General features: G+C 68.1%; 25 protein-coding genes. 7 read left to right on the top strand and 18 right to left on the bottom strand.

Features of this window, described 5'->3' with window-relative positions; genetic code table 11:
• The first annotated feature begins 5 nt into the window (after nucleotides 1-5).
• The 3 genes from ABD693_RS10345 to ABD693_RS10335 are packed head-to-tail and all read left to right on the top strand — an operon-like array spanning nucleotide 6 to nucleotide 2,487.
• The gene (locus tag ABD693_RS10345) at nucleotides 6-1,127 is read left to right on the top strand and encodes a DUF3089 domain-containing protein (RefSeq protein WP_344696982.1); all 1,122 of its coding nucleotides are present in this window, start codon (nucleotides 6-8) and stop codon (nucleotides 1,125-1,127) included.
• Nucleotides 1,124-1,591 carry a Holliday junction resolvase RuvX gene (ruvX, locus tag ABD693_RS10340; protein ID WP_344697616.1) on the top strand — a complete coding sequence of 156 codons (468 nt, stop codon included), beginning with the start codon at nucleotides 1,124-1,126 and terminating at the stop codon, nucleotides 1,589-1,591. The genes ABD693_RS10345 and ruvX overlap by 4 nt, the downstream gene beginning before the upstream one ends.
• 17 nt (nucleotides 1,592-1,608) lie before the next feature.
• Entirely contained in the window at nucleotides 1,609-2,487 is an 879-nt protein-coding gene (locus tag ABD693_RS10335; protein ID WP_344696981.1) for an aspartate carbamoyltransferase catalytic subunit, read from the top strand.
• Here ABD693_RS10335 and ABD693_RS10330 read toward each other — a convergent pair.
• From ABD693_RS10330 to ABD693_RS10320, 3 genes are read right to left on the bottom strand one after another with little or no spacing between them, the layout of a single operon-like run.
• Nucleotides 2,484-3,818: an SPOR domain-containing protein gene (locus ABD693_RS10330; protein ID WP_344696980.1), complete on the bottom strand. Its 1,335-nt coding sequence runs from the start codon at nucleotides 3,816-3,818 to the stop codon at nucleotides 2,484-2,486. The two genes, ABD693_RS10335 and ABD693_RS10330, sit on opposite strands and share 4 nt — an antisense overlap.
• A 5-nt stretch (nucleotides 3,819-3,823) precedes the next feature.
• Nucleotides 3,824-4,558, bottom strand: a complete 735-nt coding sequence (locus ABD693_RS10325; RefSeq protein WP_344696979.1) for a hypothetical protein — start codon at nucleotides 4,556-4,558, stop codon at nucleotides 3,824-3,826.
• A gap of 14 nt (nucleotides 4,559-4,572) precedes the next feature.
• A complete protein-coding gene (locus tag ABD693_RS10320) occupies nucleotides 4,573-5,292 on the bottom strand; it encodes an AAA family ATPase (RefSeq protein WP_344696978.1) in 720 nt (239 codons plus the stop codon).
• A gap of 122 nt (nucleotides 5,293-5,414) precedes the next feature.
• Between ABD693_RS10320 and ABD693_RS10315 the strand changes: the two genes are divergently transcribed.
• Nucleotides 5,415-6,305, top strand: a complete 891-nt coding sequence (locus ABD693_RS10315) for an SPOR domain-containing protein (RefSeq protein ID WP_344696977.1) — start codon at nucleotides 5,415-5,417, stop codon at nucleotides 6,303-6,305.
• Here the strand turns inward: ABD693_RS10315 and serB are convergent.
• A complete protein-coding gene (gene serB / locus ABD693_RS10310; protein ID WP_344696976.1) occupies nucleotides 6,232-7,167 on the bottom strand; it encodes a phosphoserine phosphatase SerB in 936 nt (311 codons plus the stop codon). The two genes, ABD693_RS10315 and serB, sit on opposite strands and share 74 nt — an antisense overlap.
• Here serB and miaA point away from each other — a divergent pair.
• Both miaA and ilvC read left to right on the top strand, forming a co-directional pair.
• Complete coding sequence (miaA, locus tag ABD693_RS10305; protein ID WP_344696975.1) at nucleotides 7,160-8,080, top strand: tRNA (adenosine(37)-N6)-dimethylallyltransferase MiaA; 921 nt, start codon at nucleotides 7,160-7,162, stop codon at nucleotides 8,078-8,080. The genes serB and miaA overlap by 8 nt on opposite strands.
• Complete coding sequence (gene ilvC / locus ABD693_RS10300; protein ID WP_344696974.1) at nucleotides 8,074-9,051, top strand: ketol-acid reductoisomerase; 978 nt, start codon at nucleotides 8,074-8,076, stop codon at nucleotides 9,049-9,051. Before miaA ends, ilvC begins: the two co-directional genes overlap by 7 nt.
• Here the strand turns inward: ilvC and ABD693_RS10295 are convergent.
• The 14 genes from ABD693_RS10295 to ABD693_RS10230 all read right to left on the bottom strand — a co-directional run bounded on the left by ABD693_RS10295 (nucleotide 9,029) and on the right by ABD693_RS10230 (nucleotide 24,493).
• A complete protein-coding gene (locus ABD693_RS10295) occupies nucleotides 9,029-9,211 on the bottom strand; it encodes a hypothetical protein (protein WP_344696973.1) in 183 nt (60 codons plus the stop codon). The genes ilvC and ABD693_RS10295 overlap by 23 nt on opposite strands.
• Before the next feature lie 112 nt (nucleotides 9,212-9,323).
• The gene (locus ABD693_RS10290) at nucleotides 9,324-9,887 is read right to left on the bottom strand and encodes an outer membrane protein (protein WP_344696972.1); all 564 of its coding nucleotides are present in this window, start codon (nucleotides 9,885-9,887) and stop codon (nucleotides 9,324-9,326) included.
• Nucleotides 9,888-10,205: 318 nt separating this feature from the next.
• Nucleotides 10,206-10,988, bottom strand: a complete 783-nt coding sequence (gene purC / locus ABD693_RS10285; protein WP_344696971.1) for a phosphoribosylaminoimidazolesuccinocarboxamide synthase — start codon at nucleotides 10,986-10,988, stop codon at nucleotides 10,206-10,208.
• A 75-nt stretch (nucleotides 10,989-11,063) separates the two neighbouring features.
• Nucleotides 11,064-11,405 (bottom strand): DUF4349 domain-containing protein, encoded by a 342-nt coding sequence (locus tag ABD693_RS10280; protein WP_486387608.1) that lies wholly within the window; start codon nucleotides 11,403-11,405, stop codon nucleotides 11,064-11,066.
• Between the two features lie 40 nt (nucleotides 11,406-11,445).
• Complete coding sequence (locus tag ABD693_RS10275; protein WP_344696969.1) at nucleotides 11,446-12,228, bottom strand: thioesterase family protein; 783 nt, start codon at nucleotides 12,226-12,228, stop codon at nucleotides 11,446-11,448.
• Complete coding sequence (parC, locus tag ABD693_RS10270; RefSeq protein ID WP_344696968.1) at nucleotides 12,225-14,459, bottom strand: DNA topoisomerase IV subunit A; 2,235 nt, start codon at nucleotides 14,457-14,459, stop codon at nucleotides 12,225-12,227. Before parC ends, ABD693_RS10275 begins: the two co-directional genes overlap by 4 nt.
• A gap of 40 nt (nucleotides 14,460-14,499) precedes the next feature.
• Complete coding sequence (locus ABD693_RS10265; protein ID WP_344696967.1) at nucleotides 14,500-16,368, bottom strand: asparagine synthase-related protein; 1,869 nt, start codon at nucleotides 16,366-16,368, stop codon at nucleotides 14,500-14,502.
• A 269-nt stretch (nucleotides 16,369-16,637) separates the two neighbouring features.
• On the bottom strand, nucleotides 16,638-17,819 hold the full coding sequence (gene thiD / locus ABD693_RS10260) for a bifunctional hydroxymethylpyrimidine kinase/phosphomethylpyrimidine kinase (protein WP_344696966.1): 1,182 nt from the start codon (nucleotides 17,817-17,819) through the stop codon (nucleotides 16,638-16,640).
• 28 nt (nucleotides 17,820-17,847) lie between these two features.
• A complete protein-coding gene (locus ABD693_RS10255; protein WP_344696965.1) occupies nucleotides 17,848-18,051 on the bottom strand; it encodes a DUF1272 domain-containing protein in 204 nt (67 codons plus the stop codon).
• Nucleotides 18,051-19,391: a phosphoglucosamine mutase gene (gene glmM / locus ABD693_RS10250; protein ID WP_344696964.1), complete on the bottom strand. Its 1,341-nt coding sequence runs from the start codon at nucleotides 19,389-19,391 to the stop codon at nucleotides 18,051-18,053. The genes ABD693_RS10255 and glmM overlap by 1 nt, the downstream gene beginning before the upstream one ends.
• Before the next feature lie 18 nt (nucleotides 19,392-19,409).
• A complete protein-coding gene (locus ABD693_RS10245; protein WP_344696963.1) occupies nucleotides 19,410-20,075 on the bottom strand; it encodes an NnrU family protein in 666 nt (221 codons plus the stop codon).
• On the bottom strand, nucleotides 20,072-21,454 hold the full coding sequence (locus ABD693_RS10240; RefSeq protein ID WP_344696962.1) for an amidohydrolase family protein: 1,383 nt from the start codon (nucleotides 21,452-21,454) through the stop codon (nucleotides 20,072-20,074). The genes ABD693_RS10245 and ABD693_RS10240 overlap by 4 nt, the downstream gene beginning before the upstream one ends.
• Nucleotides 21,451-22,845, bottom strand: a complete 1,395-nt coding sequence (locus ABD693_RS10235; protein ID WP_344696961.1) for an amidohydrolase — start codon at nucleotides 22,843-22,845, stop codon at nucleotides 21,451-21,453. The genes ABD693_RS10240 and ABD693_RS10235 overlap by 4 nt, the downstream gene beginning before the upstream one ends.
• 4 nt (nucleotides 22,846-22,849) lie before the next feature.
• Complete coding sequence (locus ABD693_RS10230; protein WP_344696960.1) at nucleotides 22,850-24,493, bottom strand: peptide MFS transporter; 1,644 nt, start codon at nucleotides 24,491-24,493, stop codon at nucleotides 22,850-22,852.
• 121 nt (nucleotides 24,494-24,614) lie between these two features.
• Between ABD693_RS10230 and ABD693_RS10225 the strand changes: the two genes are divergently transcribed.
• On the top strand, nucleotides 24,615-25,196 hold the full coding sequence (locus ABD693_RS10225; RefSeq protein ID WP_344696959.1) for a nitroreductase family protein: 582 nt from the start codon (nucleotides 24,615-24,617) through the stop codon (nucleotides 25,194-25,196).
• The last annotated feature ends 37 nt before the right edge of the window (nucleotides 25,197-25,233 follow it).

Genomic DNA, 25,233 nt, shown 5'->3' with positions numbered 1-25,233 from the left:
CGCCCATGTGCGCACGCCGGTTCCTGATGGTGATCTTCGTCCTGACGCTGCTGGTGGTCGCCGGCGCGTTCGCGGTGTTCCAATATGGCAGCGAGGTGCTGGTCAAGCAGGCGCTGCCGAGCGTGCCGTTCGAGGCACCCAAGAACGACACGGGCCCCGACTATGTCCGCGTGGAGAACTGGCTCAACCTACCCGACACGGTGCCGCCGGGACCGGCCGACTGGTCGCCCCAGGGCGCGACCCCCGACCGCCTGCTCGGGCGCGAGGCGGCGACCTTCTACATCCATCCGACGACCTATCTCGAAAAGGATCGCTGGAACGCGCCACTCGGCGACAAGGAGAGCCAGGACCGCGCGGCTCTGTTCGTGCGCAGCCAGGCGAGCGCCTTCCAGTTCAGCCGGGTCTATGCGCCCAAGTACCGGCAGGCGGCGTTCGGCGCCTTCCTCGACACCGGCAAGGATGCGCAGGGCGCGCTCAACCTCGCCTATCAGGACGTCGGCAAGGCGTTCGACCGCTTCCTCGTCCAGGAGCCCAAGGGGCCGATCATCCTCGTCGGGCACAGCCAAGGCGCGCTGCACCTGACCCGGCTGCTACGCGAGCGGGTGGCGAAGGATCCGGCGCTCGCGAAGCGGGTGGTCGCGGCCTATGTCGTCGGCTGGCCCGTCAGCAAGGCGGCGGACGTTCCTGCCATGGGCCTGCCTGCCTGCGAGCGGCGCGGCCAGCCGGGCTGCATCCTCAGCTGGATGAGCTTCGGCGAGCCGGCCAATATCGACCCCTTCGTCCACGTCTATGACGGGACCACCGGATTCACCGGGGGCAAGCGCCAGCGCGGCGACCTCCTGTGCGTCAATCCGATCACCGGCGATCAGGCGGGCAAGGCGACGAGCTCGGCCAATGCCGGGACCCTGGTCCCGACCGACGACACGCTCGCCGACGCGACCCTCGAGAAGGGGCTGGTCGGTGCCGAGTGCCGCGGCGGGTTCCTGTCGCTGAGCTTCGCCGACGACAAGCCGCCCGCGCTCGGGCCCTATGTGCTGCCGGGCAACAATTACCACGTCTACGACATCGCCCTGTTCTGGGCCGACATCCGGCGCGACGCCGAGGAGCGGCTGGCGGCGTGGCGCTGATCACCGCCGCCGCCGCCGACTTCGCCGCGGCCTTGCCGGCGGGCGGGGTGCTCGCCGGGCTCGACGTCGGGACCAAGACCGTCGGCCTCGCCCTGTGCGACGGCGGGTGGAGCTTCGCCGGACCGGCCGAGACGATCCGCCGCACCAAGTTCACCGCCGATCTCGCCGCGCTGCGTACCTTCTGCGAGCGGCACAAGGTCGCCGGGCTGGTGGTCGGCCTGCCGCTCAACATGGACGGAAGCGACAGTCCGCGCACCCAGTCGGTCCGTGCCTTCGCGCGCAATCTCGGGCCGCTCGAGCTGCCGCTGCTGCTTTGGGACGAGCGCTGGTCGACCCAGGCGGTCGAGCGGGCGATGATCGCCGCCGACGTCAGCCGCGCGAGGCGCGCCGAGGCGGTCGACAAGCTCGCCGCCGCGCACATCCTGCAGGGCGCGCTCGACGCCCTTTGCATGTTGCCGCGGTAGCGCTAGCAGGCTGCCTCGTGCACCTGCTCTCCATCAATTCGCTCCGCGACGACCAGATCGCGGCCATCCTGTCCCGGGCCGCCGCCTTCGCCGCCGATCGCGATGCCGGACGCGGGGTGCTTGCCGGACGGTCTGTGTTCAACTGTTTCTACGAGAACAGCACCCGCACCGCGATGAGCTTCGCACAGGCGGCGGCCCGGCTGGGCGCGCAGGCGATCACGCTCTCGGTCGAGCATTCGAGCGTCAAGAAGGGCGAGACGCTGGCCGACACCGCGCGGACGTTGGGCGCGATGGGGCCTGACGCGCTGGTGCTCCGGCACCGCCAGAACGACGCGGCGGCCGAGGTCGCGGCGCTGGTCGATTGCCCGGTGATCAACGCCGGCGACGGCACCAACGAGCATCCGACCCAGGCGCTGCTCGACGCACTGACGCTGCAGCAACGGTTCGGCAGCCTTGAGGGCCTCACCATCGCGATCGTCGGCGACATCCGCCACAGCCGCGTCGCGCGATCGAACGCGCTGCTGCTGCCCCGGCTCGGCGCGACGGTCCGGGTGGCGGGTCCGCCCACGCTGCTCCCCGAGGACATGACCGCCTTGTCGATCGACGAGGCGATCAGTGGGGCCGACGCGGTGATGATGCTTCGCGTCCAGCGCGAGCGGCTCGACGAGGATCTCGGCGACGCGCCCGGCGAATATCTGCGGCACTACGGGCTGACGGCCGAGCGCCTCGCGCTGGCCAGCCCGCAGGCGGTGGTGCTTCATCCCGGGCCGATGAACCGCGGGGTCGAGATCGCCGACGAGGTCGCCGATCTTGCCGACCGCTCGCTCATTCTCCGCCAGGTCGCGAACGGAGTCGCGACCCGGATGGCGGTGCTGGAGATGCTCGTCTCGCCCTAGCGGCTGGCGAACATCACCGGCGCATCGCCCGCGGCGTTGCGGACGAAGCAGCTCGCACCCGAGGCCTTGAGCTGCATGCACACCTTGCGCGCTTCGGCGTCGCTCGCGAAGCCCTTGAGGCTGAGGCGATAGACGGTGCCGCGCGGGCCGGCGAAGCGGGCGCTGGCGGGCACGTAGGCGGCGAGCTGGTGGTGGCGCTTGCTCACCGTCGACCAGCCCATCTTGACCCCGGCCGGGGTCGCATAGGCCCCGAGCTGCAGCACCGCGTTACTGGCGTTGAAGCGCTTGGCGGCCGAGCGGCGCAGTTCGGCGACCTTCGGCAGCGCGCCCGACGGGCGGACCCGCTCGGCGCGGAGGCTGTCGACCATGTCGGCGACGTCGGGCGCGGCGGCGACGGTCTGCGTCTCGGCAGGCGCGGCAGCGGCGACCTCGACCGGCATCGGATCGGCGGCGGGAGCGGCGAAGCTCGGGGCGGGCGCCGCGGCGGCGACCTCGACCGGCTGCGGGGCAGCGGCGACGGCAACTGTTTCGGCCGGCGCGGCGACGGGCGCCGGAGCGGCCTCGACCGAAGCGGTCTGGACGGACTGGCCGCCACGGTCGAGCGCGAGCTTGACCGGGAGGCCCGGATCGCCCGCGACCGGGGCGACGCCGATCAGCAACGCAACCTGCGCGGCCGACTGGCCGGGCTGCGCGACCTTGGCCCATTCGGCCATGCGGGCCTCAAGCTGGTCGCCGGGCACGTCCTGCGCCGCGATGCTGCGTGCACGGACCCAGTCGCCGCTCATCGCCAGCGCGAGGGCAAGGTTCTGGCGGACTCGGGCGTCGGCACCGGGCTGGCGGGCGGCGCTGTCGAGCATCTCGACCGCGGCGCCCGGGCGCCCGGCCAGCGCCATGGCGAGGCCGGCATCGGCGGGGTCGATCATCTGGCTGTAGGTATCGATGGTGGCGAGGGCGGCATCGCCCTTGCCCTGCGCGGCCTGGGTCAGCGCGAGCTTCAAGGGAACGCCGGCCTGGTTCGGGACCATGGCGAGCGCGTCGGCATAAGCCGCCTCGGCCGAGCGGAAGCGGCCGGCGGCGAGATAGGCGTTGCCGAGCAGCGCGCGGAAGCCCGCGTCGTCGGGCGTATTGGCGACCGCGCGCTCGGCGTAGCCGACCGCCGAGGCGACGTCGCCGCCTTCGAGCGCGGCCTGCGCACGCAGCGCCATGCCGATGTTCGCATTGTCGGCCTTGCCGCCGAAGGAGGTGCGCTTGCCCCCCATCGCGCATCCGGTGACAGTCAGGGCCAGCGCAATGCTGGTGGCGGCCAGAAGAGCGGTGTTGGGCTTGCGCATGGTGATCATCCCCTGCTGGCTTGGCGTTCGGGTGCCTGGCTGGCCATGGCATCGAGTTCGGGCATGCTCGCGAGCAGTTCGTCCAGCGCGCGGGTCACGAGCATCTGGGCCGAAGTGCCGGTGACGGCGCAGGCGAGGCGAAGCTTGAGATGCCGCTCCTGGTCGAGGCGCAGCGTGAAGGCCGCCTTGGCGCGGCCGTCGGTCGAGCGACGGGTGCGCGGCTCGGGCGCCGGACGAATGACCGGAGCGGGCGCGACCGCGACCACCGGCGCCGGCGCGACCTTGGCCGCCGGCTTCTTCATGGTCACCGACACCACCGGCTCGGCGGCGACCGGAACGGTCTCTTCCGCAGCCTCGGGTCCGGCCATCTCGGCCGCGCCGAGGACCGCGCTGAGCGGCGGCACGTCGGCCGGCACCGGCTCGGCGGTCTCGTCGAGTTCGTCCTCGACCGGATCGTGGGTCAGGCGGCTGGCGATTTCCTCGTGCACCGCATGGACCGGGCTGATCGGCGACAGGCCGGTGACCGGGTTCGGGCGATGCGCGAGGATGTCCTCGCCCTCACCGACCGGCGCGAGCACCGGGCGCGGAGGCTCGAAGCCCATGTCGTTCCAGCCCAGGTCCTCGAGGTTGCTGCCCATCTGGCCGAAGCCTTGCGGGCGCATGGCAGGACGGGCGGCACCCTTGCGGGCGAGCAGGCCGCTCGACAGGGAGGCGAAAGGCCTCGGTTCGCTCTTCATCATGGGTCGGGCTCCCTTTAGCCGACCACGCGGCGGCCGAAGCCACCGACGGGACGCGGACTGGCCGCACCGATGCCCGGCTGCACGCCCGGCGCAGCAAAGACGGTACGGCGGAAATTCTTCTCGAGGCGGTCGGAGATATATTCCCACAGCTCGGTGACTTCGGCGGCCGACTTGCCCTTGGGATCGACTTCCATGACCGTGCGGCCATCGATCATCGAGGCCGCGAAATCGGTGCGGTGATGGAGCGTGACCGGGGCGACGGTGCCGTGCTGCGACAGCGCCACCGCGGCTTCGTAGGTGATCTTGGCCTTGGGCGTCGCGGCGTTGACGACGAAGATCAGCGGCTTGCCGGCGCGTTCGCACAGGTCGACCGTGGCGCCGACGGCGCGAAGGTCGTGCGGGCTCGGACGGGTCGGGATGACGATCAGCTCGGCCACCGCGATGACGCTCTGGATCGCCATGGTGATGGCCGGCGGGGTGTCGATGACGGCGAGGCGGAAGCCCTGCTGGCGAAGGACCTCGAGATCGCTCGCGAGGCGCGCCACGGTGGTCTGGGCGAAGGCCGGCATCTCGGTCTCGCGCTCGTTCCACCAGTCGGCAAGGGAGCCTTGCGGATCGATGTCGATCAGGCAGACCGGGCCGGCGCCCGCCAATTGTGCCTGCACCGCCAGATGGCCGGAGAGCGTGGTCTTGCCGGACCCTCCCTTCTGCGATGCCAAAGCCAGAACGCGCATTCCGATCCCCTCGGGTAAGGTGCAATTTTGCTACTTCCGAGTGGAATGCCGCCGCCGGCCTAAAATCAGGTTAACGGGGCCGCGACGCTGTTCTAGACGATGCGCCAGTCAGGGAGGGGTCCATGCGTCATTTTGTCCTCGGGTTGTCGCTATTGGCGGCGAGCGCGCCGTTGCCCGCGCAGAGCGTCAGGGCCGGGATCGACGCCTGGACGATGGGCAAGCCCGAGCAGGCGGTCGCGATCTGGAAACCGCTCGCGGCCAAGGGCAGCGCCGACGCCGCCTTCAACCTCGGCCAGGCCTACAAGCTCGGCAAGGGCGTGCCCGCCGATCTCGCCGAAGCGCAGCGCTGGTACGAGCAGGCGGCGCGAGCGGGTCATGCGGAGGCGCAAACCAGCCTCGGACTGCTTCTTTTCCAGAACGGCAACCGCGTGGCCGCGCTGCGCTGGCTCAAGGGTGCGGCGGACGCGGGCGAGCCGCGCGCGATGCTGGTCTACGGCACTGCGCTCTTCAACGGCGACGGCGTGCCCGAGGACCGGGTGCGGGCCTATGCCCTCGTCAGCCGCGCGGCGGCGCAGGGCCTCGCCCCCGCCAAGGCAACATTGAGCGAGATGGACCAGCTCATCCCGCTCGAGGAGCGCCAGAAGGGCGTGGTCATGGCGCAGCAGCTGGCCACGGGTAGCGGCCCGAAGGCAGCGACCAAGCCCGGTGCCAAGGCGGCTCCGGTCAAGGTCGCCTCAACCGCCAAGCCGGTCGTCGTCGCTCCGCCGAGCGTCACGACGCCGGCCAGCGGCGGCGGGGCGTTCCGGGTCCAGCTCGGCGCGTTTCGCGACAGTGCGTCGGCGCAGAAGCTGTTCGCCAGCCTCAGGCCGCGGCTCGGCGGCGCGGGCATGACGCTGGTGCCTTCGGGCACGATGACCCGGCTTCAGGTCGGCCCCTACCCTACGCGTGCCGCGGCAAGCTCGGCCTGTGCGGCGCTCCGGCCCCAGCCGTGCTTTCCGGTGCCGGCCCGCTGACCCATTCCGCCTTGGGAATGCCCTGCGCCCAGAGGAGCGCGGTCAGATCGTTGTGCCGCAGCCGGGCGTCGGCCATCGCCTCGAGCTTGGGCTTGCCGCGATAGCTGACGCCGAGCCCTGCCTCCTCGATCATCGGCCCGTCATTGGCCCCGTCGCCGACCGCCAGCACCGCACCCGGCGATATGCCTTTCTCGTCGCGTCGCGCGATCAGCGCCTGGCGCTTGGCCGACGAATCGACAATCGCACCCGTGACCCGGCCCGTCAGATGGCCGTGGATGCTTTCGAGATAATTGGCGCGGACTTCCTCGAAGCCGAGTTCGGCGGCGAGCGGATCGGCGAAATCATGGAAACCGCCGGTTACCAGCAAGGTGGCCGCGCCGCGGGCGCGCATCGTCTGGACGAGCGTCCTGGCCCCCTCGTTATGCGTGACGCGCTCGGTCCGGCAGCGCTCGATGGCACCGACTCCGAGGCCGTTCAGTTCGGCGACGCGGGCATGGAGCGCCTCGGCAAAATCCATCTCGCCCTGCATCGCGCGTTCGGTCACCGCAGAGATTTCGGCTTTCTTGCCGGCGAAATCGGCGAGCTCGTCGATGCATTCCTGCCCGATCATGGTCGAATCCATGTCGGCCACGAACAGCCTCTTCTCGCGGTCCTCGACCTTCTGGACGATGACGTCGACGCCCGGCAGCGCGGCTTCGAGCCGGTCGCGAAGGTCGCGCCAGTCCTCGATCGGACCGAGCAGGAGGTCGGCGGCATCGCCTTCGTCGATCCAGCGCGCCTCGCCCCCGCCCGCGACGTCGATGGCACGCGCGAGGTCGTCGTCTCCAAGCCGTCCTGCTGCTATCAGCGTCGCAATGAACAAGGGCGTTCCTCCTCTGTGCGTCATCGCAGGGCCAACCGCGAGCGGCAAGTCGGCCCTGGCCGTCTCGCTCGCTCAACGCACGAACGGCGTGATCGTCAACGCCGACAGCGCCCAGGTCTACGCCGACCTTCGCGTGCTGAGCGCCCGGCCGAGCGAGGCGGAGATGGGCGGGGTCGAGCACCGATTGTTCGGGCATCGCGACGGGGCGGAGGCATGCAGCGCGGCGGACTGGGCGGCCGAGGCGAAGGCGGTCGTCGCCGAGGTGCACGGCCGCGGGCAGCTGCCGATCCTCGTCGGGGGCACGGGGCTTTATCTGCGGACCTTGCTCGACGGGATCGCCGAAGTGCCGCCGGTCGATCCCGCGATCCGCGACGAGGTGCGCGGGCAAGGCGTTGCTGACAACCACCGGCGCCTTGGACAGGTCGATCCCGAGGCGGCGGAGCGGCTTCATGCCAACGACACCACCCGGATCGCGCGCGCGCTCGAAGTGATGCTGTCGACGGGTCGGCCGCTCAAGGCGTGGCAATCGTCCACGACCGGCGGCATTCGCGACAGGGTCGGCCTGTTCGGCGGGCTGACCTTGGGCGAGCCGCAGGGTCTCGGAGCGGCAATCGACCGGCGCTTCATGCGGATGATCGACGATGGCGCCATCGCGGAAGTGGAACGGCTGCTGGCGCGCGACCTGTCCCCCGCCCTCCCCGTGATGCGCGCGATCGGGGTTCCCGAGATCGCCGGCTACGTGCGCGGCGCCGCGACACTCGACGAGGCCATCGCCGCCGGGCAGCGCGCGACCCGCCAATATGCCAAGCGGCAACGCACCTGGTTTCGCAACCAGCGGCTCGGGATCGATCCCTTGCCTGACGACGACGCCTTGGGAAGGCTGCTCGACATGGCTAAGGAGCCGGCATGCTGACCGACGCCGAGCTTGACCCCACCCCGATCACGGCCAAGACGGTCGCCATCATCGGCTTCGGCAACCAGGGCCGCGCGCAGGCGCTCAATCTTCACGACAGCGGGATCGCGGTGACGGTCGGCCTCCGCCCGGGGAGCGCGCGGGCCGAGGACGCGAGTGCGCACGGCCTGCGCGTGGCGTCGCCGGCGGACGCGGCCGAGGGCGCCGACCTCGTCTTTCTCCTCGCCCCCGACGAGCATCTGCCGGGAATCTATCGCGCGATCGAAGGCTCGCTTCGGCCCGGCGCCGCGCTGGGCTTCGCGCACGGCCTGACGATCCACTACGGGCTGATCGAGCCCCGCGCCGACCTCGACGTCATCATGGTCGCGCCCAAGGGGCCCGGCGCGGCGCTGCGGCGGCTCTATACCGAAGGCAAGGGCATGGTCGCGCTCGCCGCGGTGGCGCAGGACGCGACCGGCGCGGCCTGGCCGCTGGCGCTGGCCTATGCCGCGGCGCTTGGCTCGGGCCGCGCCGGCGCCGGCGTGCTCCGCTCGACCTTCGAACAGGAGACCGTGTCCGACCTCTTCAATGAAAGCGCAGTCGTGTGGGGCGCTGTCCCCGCGATCCTCGAGGCGGGGTTCGAGACCCTCGTCGCCGCCGGGATCGATCCGCGCCTCGCCTATCTTGAATGCGTGACCGAGTTGAAACTCCTCGCCGACCTCGTCGCCGAGCGCGGGATCGCGGGCATGCGCGAAGCGATCAGCAACACCGCCGAATTTGGCGCGGCGAGCGGCGGGCACCGGGTCGTCGACGAGGCGGTCAAGGCGCGGATGGCCGCGATGCTCGGCGAACTGCGCTCGGACGCCTTCGCGCGGGCACTGCAGCAAGAGGCGGCGAGCGACTATCCGGCGCTGCGCGAGGCGCGGCGGGGCGCGCGAGCGTCGGCGCTGGAGGCCGCGCGGCTATCGCTCAAGGGCGAACCGGACCGCTAGGCTCGGCGCTCGCCTCGCGCTCGCCGACACTCGCCCGCTCGACATAGACGCGCTGGAGCCGGCGATGAATGTCGGCGACGAGCGGATTGCTCGCCTGCTCGGCACGGGTCTGTTCCTCGACCGCGCGCCGCGCGAAGTAGATGCGGTTGTCCTCGTGCATCTCGCCCTCCCGATTGAGCCGACTCGAACGCTATCACAATGGCGGAAAATCGACAAAAAAAGGGGCGCCCGGACACGCCGGACGCCCCTTCCGATCGGATGAACCGTTTCTCTCAGAAACGGGTACCGACGTTCAGCGCGAGCTGGTGGCGCTCGACGCCCTGCTCGTAGTTGCTGTAGCGATACTCGCCGCCGACATAGGCCTTGCCGGTCAGCGCGAACTGCGCGCCGCCGCCGATGCGGTAGCCGTCGAGGTCCTCCGAAGCGCTAACGATGCCGTTGGTCGCCGTGACGCGGGCATTGGTGTAGCCGCCCTTCAGGTAGACGTTGCTGCCGTCGGCGCCGAGCGGGAAGCTGACGCGGCCGCCGGCATAGAGGTCACGGCCGGCCTTGAGGGTGCCTTCGGCCTGGCGGTCACGGACGGTCGAGTCGGACGCTTCGAGGTCGACACCGAGCGAGGCCTTGTTACCGAGCGCGAAGTCATAGCCGGCGCCGATGCCGTAGAGGACGCCCTCGTCCTTGTACTTGTCGACGAAATTGGCGTCGCCGACGTTGGCGCGCACCGCGTCGTAGCCGACAAGCGCCTCGACGCGCGGGCCCTGCACCGGCGCGGCGGCGGCGGGCGCCGCAACGATGGCCGTGGTGGCAAGGGCGGTCAGCGCAAGAAACTTCTTCACAGATATTCTCCTGATTATCATTGGAACGGGTCTGTCACGACCTGCTCAAGGCGGCATGTGGACAGGCCGCTCGCCAATGTGAAGGGCCAACGCGCACAAAAGTTTCGAATTTGTCGACGAACTGATGCCGTGCCTTACTTTCGCCTTTCTGCGCTGAACATCGGTTCAGGTATACGTATGCTTGCTGAACAGGCGTTCAGGCACGGCGTGATTACCATTCATCAATCAGCAAGAATTCCATTGCGGCGACCGGGCGACGCAAACGGGCACGGCGGCGAAATCGCCGCGCGCAACCTGCCGATATTCAGTGATTGGAGGCTACTTGCCCCGCTTCTTCCGGTGGCTCTCGAGGTCGAGCACGCTGTTCTCCCCCTCCTGCCCTTCGAGGAGGCCAAGCCGGCGGGCGACTTCCTGATAGGCCTCGGCCTCGCCGCCGAGGTTCTGGCGGAAGCGGTCCTTGTCGAGCTTCTCGCCCGAGCGCATGTCCCACAGGCGGCAGCCGTCGGGGCTGATCTCGTCGGCGAGAATGATGCGGCTGAAGTCATTCTCCCAGACGCGGCCGAACTCGAGCTTGAAGTCCACCAGCCGGATTCCGATTGCCGCGAACAGCCCGGCCATGAAGTCGTTCACGCGGATCGCCATGTCGGCGATGTCGTTCATTTCTTCCTGCGTGGCCCAGCCGAAGCAGGCGATATGCTCGTCCGCGACCATTGGATCGCCGAGCGCATCGTCCTTGAGATAATATTCGATGATCGTGCGCGGGAGTTGCGTCCCTTCCTCGATCCCGAGGCGCTTGGAGATCGAACCCGCCGCGACGTTGCGGACGACCACCTCGATGGGGACGATCTCGCACTGCCGGATCAGCTGCTCGCGCATGTTGAGGCGGCGGATGAAGTGAGTCGGCACGCCGATGGTCGCGAGCGCGGTGAAGATATGCTCGCTGATCCGGTTGTTGATGACGCCCTTGCCGTTGATCGTGCCGCGCTTCTGCGCGTTGAAGGCGGTCGCGTCGTCCTTGAAATACTGGATAAGCGTTCCCGGCTCAGGGCCCTCATAGAGGATCTTGGCCTTGCCTTCGTAGATCTGGCGGCGGCGAGCCATAAAGCGGTGCTTCCGTTTCTAGGGATGATTTGGCACCCGCCATAGAGAGCCGCCGCCAGCGAAGCAACGAAGCGGTCAGTCCGGATCGACCTGCCGGGCGTAAGAAACGTCGCTCCGGGCGTTCAGCCAGGCGCCGATCCGGAACCGCCGCCACAGCCAGATGACAAGGCCGGCCATCAGTGCCCAGGGAAGAAGCGCCGCGCCGGCGATGATCAGGAAGGCCGCCGCCCGTTCGAAGTTCAGCCCGGCGGTCGCGAAGGCCCGGGCGATCGGCTTCTCCTCGTCGGTGCTGGGCGCGATCACTCCGGAGCCATAGCTGAAGGACATGGGCGTGGTCGCGTGGCTATTCTCGGCCTCCTTCTTCTGTTCACCGAGCGCACGGATCTGGGCGCGAAGCTCCGCCGCTTCGCTGAGCAGGCGATCGCGAACGACATCGCTGAGACCGCCTCGGCCGAACTCAAACGAAGATGGCTACGGTCTGGCGCCCGGCGAGGATCCGCTCCCCTGCTTCGTTCCACAACGTCATCGACTGCCGCGAGTAACCGTCGGCGGTGCTTTCCGACGTGGCGCCCGCAAGATACCAGGCGCCCGCATCGGTCGGCAGCCGATCGAGGTCGAAGCTCCAGCTCAGCGAGCTGATCACGCCGAACTCGGGAAACACCGGCATGGCGGCGGGCGGGAGGACGTCGGCGAGCGCGATGAGCGAGACGAGCGGGTCGGCGCCATCGGCTTCGCGCATGCGCGCCCACATCAGAAATTCGGGTGGACCGCCCTGGAAAGGCAGCCCGCCGCTGACGTGGCGGATGTCGTAATTGGCGGCGAAGGTCGGCCCCTGCCCGCTTCCGAGCACGGCAGGAAAACTGTCCGGCGCGTCGGCGCCCGGCGCCTCGATCCGCTCGTGCGCGACCTTGCTCGTGCGCGGCGCGCCACAGAAGAAGGTCAGGCGTGCGGCCAGGCCCTGCTCGCCATGGACGTCGACGCCGACGGTGGTCGCCGACCGGCCCTGCCGAAGAATTTCGGGTCGCAGGGTCAGCCGGCCCGCGGCGGGCCCGATGAAGGCGGCATGGACCGAGCGCAGCGGCGGCAGGTCGGGCAGCGCGCGCGTGGCCGCCGCCCAGGCGAGCGCAGCGGTCATCCCGCCGTAGAGCGTGCGCCCCTGGCTCCAGCTCGGCGGTGCGTCGAGCGTGAGCGGGTCGCCGGTCATGGAACCGACGACCTCGGCGAGGCTGGGTGCGGTCACTCGCCCTGGAACCGGTTCGAGCGCGGGAAGCCGAGCGGCGCCATTCGGCCGCTTGCCCCGCGGATCGCGCGCCACGGGGTGAGGTCGGTCTCGCTGCGGGTGCGGCCGGTCTCCCCGCCCATGCTCCAGCTCAGTCCCTCGGCGGCCTTGAGCACGGTGACATCGGCCAAGCCGCCATCACGGTAGCGCTGGAGCTGGACCCCGGCGCCGCGGCCCATCTCGGGCAATTCGGTGAGGTTGAAGACGAGCAGCTTGCGATTGTCGCCGACCACGGCGACGGCGTCGGCCTCGGCCGGGATCGGGCGCAGGACCTGCAGCTTCGAACCCTCGCGAAGATTCATCAGCTGCTTGCCCTTGCGGGTCTCGGCCAGCACCGCTTCGCCGCTGGTGACGAAGCCGCGCCCGTCGCTCGACGCGGCAAGAAGTCGGTGCGACGGCTTGACCACCAGCATCGCCGCGATCTCGACCTCGGCGTTAAGATCGATCGACAGGCGGATCGGCTCGCCGAAGCCGCGGCCGCCGGGCAGCTTGTCGCCGCCGAGCGTGTAGACCCGTCCATTCTCGCCCGCGATCAGGATCTTGTCGGTCGTTTGCGCGTGAAGCGGCTTGCCCCACAGTTCGTCGCCCTCGCGGAATTTCAGCGTGTCGAACTCGGCCGGCGCGAGATGCCCCTTCATCGCCCGGATCCATCCACGCGCCGAGAGGATGACGGTGATCGGCTCCTTCTCGATCATCGCCGACCAGTCGATCTCGGCGCGCGCCGCCAGCGGCTTCTCCTCGATCGTGGTGCGGCGCGCGTCGCCGAACTTCGCCTTGACGCTCTCCAGATCCTTCTTGAGCCGGTTGCGCTGCTTGCGTGGGCTGTCGATCAGCGCGAGCAGGTCCTCGCGCTCCTTCGACAGCGCGGTCCGCTCCTTGGCGATCTCCATCTCCTCGAGCTTGCGCAAAGAGCGCAGGCGCATGTTGAGGATCGCCTCGGCCTGCCGGTCGGTGAGGCTGAACTCGGCCATCATCACCGCCTTGGGCTCATCCTCGGTGCGGATGATCTCGATGACGCGGTCGAGGTTCAGATACGCGACGAGGAAGCCGTCGAGCAGCTCGAGCCGGTCCTCGATCTTGCCGACGCGGGTGCGCGAGCGGTTGAGCAGCACCTCGATCTGGAACTCGAGCCAGGCCGCGAGGCAGGACTTCAGCCCCATGACCCCCGGCGTGCGGTGCTGGTCGAGGACGTTGAGGTTCAGCGGAAAGCGGATCTCGAGATCGGTCAGCTTGAACAGGCTCTCGAGCAGCAGCGCCGGATCGACCGTCCGGCTGCGCGGCTCGAGCACGATGCGCAGGTCCTCGGCGCTCTCGTCGCGGACATCGGCGAGGATCGGCAGCTTCTTGTTGCCGATGAGTTCGGCGATCTGCTCGATCAGCTTGGCCTTGGGCACGCCGTAAGGGATTTCGGTGACGACGAGGTTCCAGCCGCCGCCCTTCTCCTTTTCCTGCTCGGCCCGCGCGCGAAGCCGGAAGCTGCCACGGCCGCTTTCATAGGCCGCCAGGATCGTCTCGCGCGCATCGACCAGCAGGCCCCCGGTGGGAAAATCGGGCCCGGCGACGAAGTCCATCAGGTCGCGGGTCTCGGCGGCCGGGTTGTCGATCAGATGCGCGGCCGCGTCGATCAGTTCGGTGACGTTGTGCGGCGGGATGCTGGTCGCCATGCCGACCGCAATGCCGCTCGCGCCGTTGGCCAGAAGGTTGGGGAACAGGCCCGGGAAGACCTCGGGCTCCTCCTCCTCGCCATTGTAGGTCGGGCGGAACGCGACCGTGCCCTCGTCGAGCCCGGCCATGAGCTGGGTCGCAACTGGGGTGAGCTTGGCCTCGGTGTAGCGGTAGGCCGCGGCATTATCGCCGTCGATGTTGCCGAAGTTCCCCTGCCCGTCGACCAGCGGGTAACGCAGCGCGAAGGACTGGGCGAGCCGAACCATCGCGTCATAGACCGACTGGTCGCCGTGCGGGTGATATTTGCCGATCACGTCGCCGACGACGCGTGCGGACTTCTTGTAGGCGCCGGCAGGATCGAGCCGCAGCAGCCGCATCGCCCAGAGCAGGCGCCGATGGACCGGCTTCAGCCCGTCACGGACATCGGGCAGCGAGCGGGCGGTGATCGTCGACAGGGCATAGACGAGGTAGCGCTCGGACAGAGCGGCATCGAACGGGACCTCAATCTCGGTTTCGCTAGGCTGCATGGGGGTGACGATTACGCGGTCTCGCGGCTTGCACCAAGGTCTAGAAATGATCCTTCACGAAGAGGCCGAACGCGAGGGCCTCGAGAAGACTTCCGGAATATAAGAGCTGCTCGGCGGGAGTAGTGGGCACAGAGACCCATCGCTGAAGCAATTGCTGCGCATAGGGTAGGTCGATAAGCTCGCGAGCGAGATTGCTAGTCTCAATCTCCTCGAGCGTCTCCAGCAAATCGTTAGGCCTGAATTGCTCCATCCAGTCTGCGCTTTGCAGCCCCCGCCGCCGCTCGTCATGCCATTCGGGCGGAAAGAGGGGACCGAAACATCGATCGAACAAGGGGCGACCGCCCTTCTCCGACACAAGATCGATAGCGGGCATCCCCAAGAACAACTTAGCCACCCGCAGATCCGCCGTGGGATCCCGAACGGACAGACCGTAATGCGCAGCGAGGGTCCGTTCCTCTAGGTCCACCACCTCAAGAGCCTGAGCACGCTCTTCGTGATAGAAACGTTGATCGTATCGGCCTTTTTCGGCGCGAATTGCCGCAACTCGTTCCTGAAAGTCTTGTCTGAAGAGATTACGACCTGGCGAGAAACGGTCCGGGCGCCGGGCAAGCTTCCTCAAGCCACGACGAACTCTGGCCGGAAACAGGACCGGAAATGACTGGTTCGCTACGGTCTTCCAATCAACATCCGGTAATAGCGCCAGTTTCTGCGCGAGCGGCCACCACCTTCCCAGGCCTTCTTCCCGTCTGACATCACCCAAGGCGTTGACGCCGCCCGCACTGACCGTGAGGTTTCCAATACTCCCAGTCAGGAGAATTGAGGCGCCCGTCGCGCTCGCTGCACGTCCAATCCCATCCCACCAAAAGACATTACGGACATTGAGGACCGAGCGCGCCGAAGTCGCATGGAACCGTCGAACCGTTTCCATGAACGAAGAGGAATCGTCTACCGTTCGGACGACATGATGCCGTGCGCCGCACCATCGTGCGACCGTTCCGGCCAATTCACTCTCGTCCTGGAGAAAATGCGGCAGACCACTGTCGAAAAACCCGCGGCTCGGAGCAGCGGTGAATGCGACGAGGTGTGGCTCGTGCCTTGCGGCCATCGTGGTAATCAAGCCACTGTCACGACCGGCGCTTAATTGCGTCGCCGCCAAGCCTCTCGACCGGCGCAAGGCTGCAGTGACTGCCTTTTCGACGATCTCGAAGACGCGCTCCGGCGACGGGGCGCGCTGCACTTGAGTGTCGGGATGCCAAATTCGAGTCCGCGATATGGCGGCTCCGTCCATGGAAAACGTAATAGCCTCGCCGGGGCCAAGTCGTCGAATGCCTTTGAACATGGTTGCGTCGAGGGAGGCCTCCGCCATGGCAAACGTTGCTGCTGAATATTCGACGTCGAGGATGGCCGGCATTCCCGCGCGATGCAGGGCTTGCGGGATGCTGGCACACATGAACACACCTTCGTGTGTCCCGTAGAACATGGGTAGCGATCCGAGAGGGCTTCGGGCCAAGGTCAGGCGCCGTCTCTCTGTCTCCCAGGCGCACAGAGTCCAGTCCCCGGGAACGACTTCGCCAATTGACGGACCCAGTCTCGTCCAAGCAAGAGCGAGCAAGCCGGCATCGCTCATGGGAACGTCTCGGCCTAGGCCAAGCCGCTCAATCAGTTCATCGCGGTCGCCAAGGCGACCTTCAGATATTACGATCCACCGGCCATCAGCCGATCGGAAAGGCTGCTGATCGTATCGATCCTCCGGAAGCGCGGCCAAAAGTCGCTTCCCGAACGAGGCCGTTTCGACCGACGCGGCAAAACAAGCATCCGGCCCTAAAGACGTTTGCGCGTCGAGCAGCGCTTTGAGAAGTTGCTTACTCCGAGGTGTCGAGCCGCCAATGGCAGCGGCAAGCCCGCTCATTTAAGAGCTGCGGCCCGGCCGCCAGCACTCAGGAGCGGCGGCTGCCCGGATTGCCGTCCTTGTTGCCAGGATTTGCGCCATTCTCGGCACCGCCGGCAACCATGCGCTTCAGTTCGGGCTTGTTCCAGGTCTTCTTCATCGTGAGCCGCCTTTTCATGCAACTGCGGCCACCGAGCAGCGGCCATTGGTAAGTTGCCGTTATCAGCCCAAAATGGATGTATGCAAGTGCCTATACTGACACGAAGGGCGGAAATCCGCATCAGTTCGGGTCAGTTCGGTTGTATCCGCCACGGTGGAAATCGTCTCGCTTCGCCCGCTCGATAGAGAAACACGATGTTACCGGCCGGATCGCGCAGCCGTGCCTCGCGCCACAGCCACGGCTGGTCGCGGGGGCCGTGCTCGAACACCATCCCGCTCCGCGCGAGCGCTTCGACCCGGGAATCGAGATCGTCGCACTCGAAGTAGACGGCACTGGTCGGCGCGATCTCCTCGTCGGGATCGATCTGGACCGAGAAGGTGACCCCGCCCCAGGCCTCGAAGCGCGCGTAGCCGTTGACCGGGCTGTCGACGATCTGGTGGAGCCCGAGCTTGCGATAGAAGGCGACCTGCGCGGCATAGTCCTTGCCGGTGACGGTGACCTGGTTGAGCCGCGGCGCGCCGCCGACGTCGAGGCGGACCCGGCCGTGACCCATCGGTCCCGCCCCCTCGCCCAGCCCCGGCGCCTCGAGCAGGGCAAGCCGGACGAACTGGCGCGCGGCAGCGACGGCATCGGGCAGGCGCTTGCCCTCGGCGAGGCCGACCGCGATCGCGCTCGCCAGCGTGCAACCGGTGCCGTGGCTGTGCGGGGTTTCGATCCGCGTGCCCTGCCAGCTGGTGAGATTGTCTTCCTCGATCAGGGCGTCGGCGACCGCCTCGCCCTCGTCGTGCCCGCCCTTGACCAGCACCGCGCAGCGATGGGCAGAGACGAGGCCAAGCGCACCCTCGACCGGGTCTTCCTTGCCGGTCAGCCGGACGAGTTCGGGAAGGTTCGGCGTGGTGACGGTGGCGAGGTCCATCAGTTCGCCGAACGCCTCGATGGTCGCATCGTCGGCGAGCGCGGCGCCGCTCGAGGCGATCATGACCGGATCGAACACCAGCGGGATCTTGCGTTCCAGCCGCGAGAGGCGATCGGCGACGACCCGCGCGGTGAAGGCCGAGCCGATCATCCCGATCTTGATCGCGTCGGCGCCGAAATCGGACAGCACGCTGTCGATCTGCGCGAGCACGATCTCGGCTGGAACCGGATGGACCGCTTCGACCCCGAGGCTGTTCTGCGCGGTCACCGCGGTGATCGCCGTCAGCGCATGGCCGCCGAGCATGGTCACGGTCTTAATGTCGGCCTGGATGCCGGCACCGCCCCCGCTGTCCGAGCCGGCGATGATCAGGATCTTCGGGATGCGATGCTCGGTCATGGTCATGGCCTCGATGCGGCATCCCGCCTTAAGATTTCGCCACCTTGAGCTGGGCGGCCTTCGATCGCGTGGGCCGGTCGAGGAGTTCGCCGCCACAATTGGGACAACGCTCGTCGAGTGCTTCGGCGCACGGGCTGCAAAAGGTGCATTCGAACGAGCAGATGAAGGCGCCCGGCAATTGCGCAGGGAGCGGTTCGTGACAGCGCTCACACGCCTGCTTCATCTCGAGCATCAGGCGGCCGCCTTCTCGACCGCGGCGCAGATCTCCGCAACGACGTCCTCGACCTCGGCGCGGTCGTCTCCCTCGGCCATCACGCGGATCAGCGGTTCGGTGCCCGATTTGCGAATGACCAGCCGCCCGCGTCCGTCGAGACGGCGCTCGGCATCGGCGATGACCTGCTTGACCGCGGCGTCCTCGAGCGGCGCGCCGGCGGCGAAACGGACGTTGCGCAGCAGCTGGGGCACCGGATCGAACTGGTGGAGGAGCTCGCTCGCCCGGCGCCCCTGCCCGACCATTGCCGCGAGGATCTGGAGACCCGCGACAAGACCGTCGCCAGTAGTCGCGTGATCGGTGAGGATGATGTGGCCCGACTGCTCGCCGCCGACATTGCAGCCCTTCTCGCGCATCGCCTCGAGGACATAGCGGTCGCCGACCTTGGTGCGGTGGAGGGCAAGGCCAGCCTGGCCAAGATGCCGTTCGAGTCCGAGATTGCTCATCACGGTCGCGACCACGCCGTCGCCACGAAGGGTCCCCATCCGCTGCTGGTCGAGGGCGATCAGCGCCATCAGCTGGTCGCCGTCGATCACCTTGCCATGCTCGTCGACGACGATCAGCCGGTCGGCGTCGCCGTCGAGGGCGAGCCCGATGTCGGCCCCGCTCGCCACCACGGTTTCCTGGAGGATCTGCGGGTGGGTCGAGCCGCAGCGGTCGTTGATGTTGGTGCCGTTGGGCTGGACCCCGAGCTGGATGACTTCGGCGCCCAATTCCCACAATGCGTCGGGTGCGACGTGATAGGCCGCACCGTTCGCGCAATCGACGACGATCTTGAGGCCGTCGAGCCGCAACTTCTCGGGGAAGGTCGACTTGGCGAAATGGACGTAGCGGCCGCGCGCGTCGTCGATGCGCTTGGCCCGCCCGATCTTGCCCGCCTCAACCAGCTCGACCTTGCCTTCGAGCGCTTCCTCGATCGCCAACTCGTCGGCGTCGGACAGCTTGAAGCCGTCGGGGCCGAACAGCTTGATACCATTGTCGTAGAAGGGATTGTGGCTGGCCGAGATCATCACACCGAGGTCGGCGCGCATCGAGCGGGTCAGCATCGCAACCGCAGGGGTCGGCATCGGCCCAAGGAGCACCACGTCCATCCCGACGCTGGTGAAGCCGGCGACGAGCGCGCTTTCCATCATGTAGCCCGACAGGCGCGTGTCCTTGCCGATGACGACGCGGTGGCGGTGGTCGCCGCGAAGAAAGTGGGCGCCGGCGGCCTGCCCGACGCGAAGCGCGACGTCGGCGGTCATGGGAGCCTTGTTGGTGAGACCGCGGATACCGTCGGTGCCGAAGAATTTGCGAGCCATGACGCTCGCCCTAGCGCGTCAGGCGAGCCATCGCCACAGGCCGACGGGAATGGCGTGCGCCCAGGTCGCGCCGAGCCACAGGATGACTCCGCCGACGAGCGCGGTCGTGCCCGGATAGGCGAAGCCGCGGCCGAAAGGCACGAAGCTCGTCGCGCGCTCATACGCCGCCCACCGCTCGCCCAGTAGCTGTTCCTTCTTCGCGTCCTGCGCCCTGGCTCCAAACAGCGCGAGGATGGCGACCGGCACGGCGAGCGCGATGGCGCTCGGCACCGGGTTCACGAGGAGGTGGACCCCGGCCCAGATCGCGAAGCTCCACATCATCGGGTGGCGGGTCCAGCGGAAGATTCCGGCAGGCGGCCCGATCGCCGCGTCGGGGCGCGACAACGTCTCGACCGCCGGATTGCGGACGAAGGATCCGACGAGGAGGATTGCGGCCAGGAGCATCAGCACCGCCGCGACGTCCCAGCCCCACGACGGAACGGCCCAGAGCGGCGCCTGTCGCCCGCTCGCATGGCGGAAATAGACCGACAGGAGGAAGGTCGCGAAGGCAACCGCCGAATAGAGACCGAGGAAGCCCTTGGGCCCGAGGCGTCCGACCAGCGGTGCCCGAAGCGGGTGGGACAGCAGGAAATGCGTCGCGACGAACAGCGCCGCGAACAGCGCAGTCAGTCCCGTGTCGTTCACCGCCGGTAGGCCTCAGGCAGCGCGCCGCGCTCGAGCGAGCGATAGCGGTCGCGAAGCCGCGTCTGGCGGGTGACGAGCGGCTGCTCGACCCCGTCGATCATCACGACTTGCGCCGCGCTCTGGTTGTCGAGCGGGTCGCCGTCCCAGATGACGACGTCGGCCCGCTTGCCCGCCGCGAGGGTCCCGACGTCGGTGATGCCAAGCGCTTCGGCCGGACCGGAAGTGATCGCCTTAAGCGCCTCGCCCCAGCTCAGCCCCGTGGCGCCGGGCAGCTTTCCGATGCCGACGAGATTGCCGGCATACCAGCGGGCGCGGAACGCCATGCGGGTGTCGTCGTCATTGATCGTGCCGATGGCGACCTTGACGCCCGCCGCGCGCATCCGCCCGACATTGCTCTGGGTCGCCGCGATCGTCTCGAACTGCGCGGGAAGATCGCTCAGCGCCGAGGCGATGACCGGGATGCCCGAAGCGGCGAGATCGCGCGCGACGGTCCAGCCCTCGTCGGCGCCGACGATGACGAGACGCAGCGCGGGGAATTCGCGCTTGAGGGCGATGACCTGCCGGAGGTCGGCCGCACGCTCGGCATGGACAAGCAGGATCTGCCGCCCGCGGACTACCGGCACGAGTGCCAGCGCGTCGAAGCGGGTGAGGAGCACGTCCTGGTTGCGGCGCGCGTCGTAGGAGCGGCTCTCGTTCGGGTTCGAGACGACCGGATCGCTTTGCGCATCGGTCCCGCTCCGGCCCGCGCGGTCGCGCGCCGGGCTTGCACCGCCCGCCACCTGCTGCGCTTCGCGCAGCGCGTTGCGGAGGAGGACGTGGGCGGCGCTGCGGCTGCCACCGGCCTGCGCCGCGCCCTGCTCGCCCAATTCGACGAACTGGAACAGTCGCGCCCGGGTGACCGGCTGCGAATCGGCGCCGGTGTCGATCAGCGCGCCCTGCCCGGCGAAGATGCTCTTGCCCGCCGAGGGCGCGACGACGGCGCGGGTGATGCCCCCTGCCCGGTTGACCGCGACCGGCGCGGCCTCGGGATTGATCGCGGTGGCGACGTCGAGCGCGGCGCTGAACGGCCCTTCGGAACTGGTGTCGTTGGCCTGGTCGACCGCATCGACATCGGCGAGCCCGAGGCGCGAGAAGCCCGCGACGATGCCCGGCGTCACCCATTTACCGGTGGCGTCGATGACTCGGGTGCCGGCGGGCAGCTTCATCCGGATGTCGCCGGCGGCGACGATTCGGCCGTCGGTGATGACGACCTGCCCGTTGGGGATCGGCGCCGAGCCATCGCCGAGCGCGACAGTGCCGCCCGAGATGACCACGGTGTCGGCAAAGGCGGGCGCGGCCAGCACGAGGGCCAGCGCGGTGAAGGCAGCAGCGCGGATCACTTCACATCCCCTTCGCCGGTCTGGCCGAGCTCGAAATCGCTGACCGGCCGCAGCCTTGGATTATTGGCATCGTACATGAGCGCGCCGTCGATCCAGACCCGCTCGGGCCGCGTGTAGGTGCTGAAGGGATTGCCGTTCCACAGCACGACGTCGGCATTCTTGCCGGCCTTCAGACTGCCGATACGGTCGGCCATGCCGATCGCCTTGGCCGGGTTGATGCCGAGCCAGGTCCAGGCATGCTCCTCGGTGATCGGAATACCGGCGCGCTTGCCGGCGGCCATCGCCTTGGCGGCTTCCTGATTCAACCGCTGGATGCCGTTGGGGTCGTCCGAGTGGACGATGGCACAGGCCCCGGCGCGATCGACGAAGGCGATGTTCTCGGGGATGGCGTCATAGGCTTCCATCTTGAAGCCGTACCAGTCGGCCCACATCGCCGAGCAGATGCCGTTGGCGCGCAGGAGATCGGCAATCTTGTAGCTTTCGACCGCATGGTGGAACGCGCTGATCTGATAGCCGGCCTCCTTGGAGAGGTCGATCATCTGCGCCATTTCGTCGGCGCGATAGCAATGGTTCTGGACGAGGATCTTGCCCTCGAGCACGCCCTTGAGCGTGTCCATGGCGAGGTCCTGCTCGGGCGCCTCCCCGCCGTTCTTCTCATACTCGTCCCACTTGCGCTTGTAGGCCTTGGCATTGATCCAGGTCTGGCGGGTGACGGCGATGTTGCCCATCCGGGTCGAGGGGCCGCCCTTTTCGCCATAGACTCGCTTGGGATTCTCGCCGCAGGCCATCTTGAGGCCGTAGGGCGCGCCCGGGAACTTCATGCCCTGGACGGTGCGCGCGGGGACGTTCTTGAGGATGACCGACCGGCCGCCGAAGAGATTGGCCGAACCGGGCAGGATCTGGAGCGTGGTGATCCCGCCATTGGCGAGCGCGCGGCTGAAGCCGGGGTCTTGCGGCCAGACGCTGTGCTCAGCCCAGACTTCGGGGCGGGCGGGCGCAGTCGCCTCGTTGCCGTCGTCATGCGCGGCGACGCCGGGCGAGGGATAGTCGCCGAGGTGGCTGTGAATGTCGATCACGCCCGGCGTCACATATTTGCCGGTGCCGTCGATGGTCTGGGTCCCGGCCGGAGCGGCGACGGTCTGGCCGACCGCCTGGATCTTGCCGTCGGCGAACCAGATCTGGCCATTGTCGATCCGGCCGCCCTCGCCGTCGAGGATGGTCACCCCCGTGATGACGACGGGCGCACCGCCGTATCGCTGGTAGGTCGAGGGGAACGGGTTTTCGGGAATCCCGATTCGCTCGCCCTCGTCCTTGTCGCTGGTGCCGGTGGTGGCGCATCCCGCCACCACCAACGCTCCGAACACCGCCGCTGTCAGCCCCCGCCCCCGCATCGGCTCAGTCCTTCCGCTTGTCCGAAGGGATGTCCTCGCCCTGCGGGAACATGCCGGGACCCTGGTTCTCGGCCAGTTCGGCACGGCCGGCGAGTTCGTCGTCGCGGCCGAGCGTGTCGAGGTGCATCCAGCGCTTCACGATCGGGCTCAGCAGCAGCACGACGACACCGGCGCCGATCGCGATCCAGCCGAACATCCCGTAGATGTGGAGGAGGCCTTCCTTGCTGAGATCGCCGCCTTCGCCGCCGGTCGCTTCGCCGATCTTGCCCGCGACGAAGTTGCCGACCGCGGTCATGTAGAACCACGCGCCCATGATGAGGCTGGCGAGGAACTTGGGCGCGAGCCGGTTCATCGCGCTCAGGCCCACCGGCGACAGGCAGAGTTCGGCGGTGGTGGCGAAGAAGTAGTAAGCGAAGACGAGGAAGACCGGGGTCATCACCGCCACGCCGAACGCCTGCGCGCCGAACACGAGGACGAGGTTGGCAAGGCCCATCTGCGCCAGCGCGAGGCCGAACTTGGCCGGCGCCGACGGCTCGGCGTTACGCTTGCCGAGCGCGACCCAGAGCGCCGCGAAGACCGGCGCCATGATCATGATGAAGATGGGGTTGATTGACTGGAACAGCGAGGCCGGGACCCCGCCGCGATCGACGAACTTGTCGGTGAACAGGCTCATCGAGCCGCCCGCCTGCTCGAACAGGCCCCAGAAGAGCGGGTTCAGGCTGATCAGGAACAGGATGGCGAACATGCGCTCGCGCGGTTCCTTGGGAAGCTTGAAGCTTTCGTAGAGGACGTAGCCGAGAAGCGCGACGCCCGAGAGCGCGAGCAGGCCCTGGATGACGTCCTGATACTGGACCAGCGCCCAGATCACGGCGACCGAGGCGATGCCGATGCCGTAAAGCGTCATTTCCTTACTCTTGCTGAGCGGCGCCGGGGCTTCGCCCGCCCCGTTGAGCGCCTTCTTGCCGAGCACGAAGACGACGAGGCCCGCGAGCATGCCGATGCCGGCCAGACCGAAGCCATAACCCCAGCCGATCGTCTCGCCGAGATAGCCGACGAGGATCGTGCCGAGCGCGGCGCCGACGTTAATGCCCATGTAGAAGACGGTGTAGGCACCGTCGCGGCGGACGTCGGTCAACTTGTAGAGCTGCCCGACCATCACCGAGATGTTCGCCTTGAGGAAGCCCGAGCCGACGATGATGAAGGCGAGCGCGAGCCAGAAGACGTTGATTGTCGGGTCGCTCTGCCCACCGACGCCTTCGACCGCCATCAGGCTGTGTCCGACCGCGAGCAGCAGGCCGCCGTACAGCACCGCCTTGCGCTGACCGAGGTAACGGTCGGCGAGATAGCCGCCGAGCACCGGCGTGATGTACACGAGGCTGGTGTAGGCGCCGTAGATCAGCGAGGCCTTGCTGTCGGTGAACAGCCAGTGCTTGGTCAGGTAGAAGATCAGCAGCGCGCGCATGCCGTAGTAGGAGAAGCGCTCCCACATTTCGGCGAAGAACAGCATGTAGAGGCCCTTGGGGTGACCTGCGAACTCCGGCTCCTTCTGGACCGCGACCTTGCCACCGACGGCAAGGAAGACGACGAGGAGAAAGACGGCAATGGCGGCGATCCAGTCGCCTTCCTGCCACAGACCCATTGGCTTCATGCGCTACTCATCCCGTTCTGCACCGGCCCTGGCCGGCAAAAGTGGCGGCACCTTAAGGGATAAGTCCCCGCTGCCAAGCGCATTGTGACGGGCGGGGCTGAACCCTATGTGGCCGTGGCCCATGTTCAACGACCTCACCTCGCTCCGCTCCTATCTCGCCACCCGCCGCTCGGGACGGCCGCGCGAGATGGTCGGGCCGGGCCCGACCGAGGCGGAGATCGAGGCGATGATCGGCCTGGCGCTTCGCACGCCGGACCATGGCAAGCTTGCGCCCTGGCGCTTCGTCATCGTTGGTGACGACCAGCGCGATGCGCTTGCCGACCTGCTGCTGCGCGCGCTGTCCGATAACGACCCCGGCGCGACCGAAGCACATCGGGCGAAGGCCCGCGATTTCGCCCACAACGGCGCGGCGCTGGTGGTGATGCTCTCGGCGCCGGTCGCGAATCACAAGATTCCGGTGTTCGAACAAGAGATGTCGGCCGGCGCGGCGGCGATGAACCTCCTTCATGCAATCCACAGCTTCGGCTACGTCGGAAGCTGGATCACCGGCTGGGCGGCGTTCGACCCGACCGTCCGCGCCGCCTTCGCGCAAGCGCCGGACGAGCGCGTGGTCGGCTTCTTCTTCATCGGCAAGCCCGGTCGCGAGCTCGAGGAACGGCCGCGGCCCGACCCTCGTGCGGTCATCCGGCATTGGCAGCCCTGACCCGAGCGCCACTTGCACTTTTTCGCGCCGCACCGTA

Origin of the sequence: Sphingomonas rosea, assembly GCF_039538065.1 — a bacterium.
Lineage (GTDB): Bacteria > Pseudomonadota > Alphaproteobacteria > Sphingomonadales > Sphingomonadaceae > Sphingomicrobium > Sphingomicrobium rosea.
This window is presented reverse-complemented; position numbering and strand designations above follow the sequence as displayed.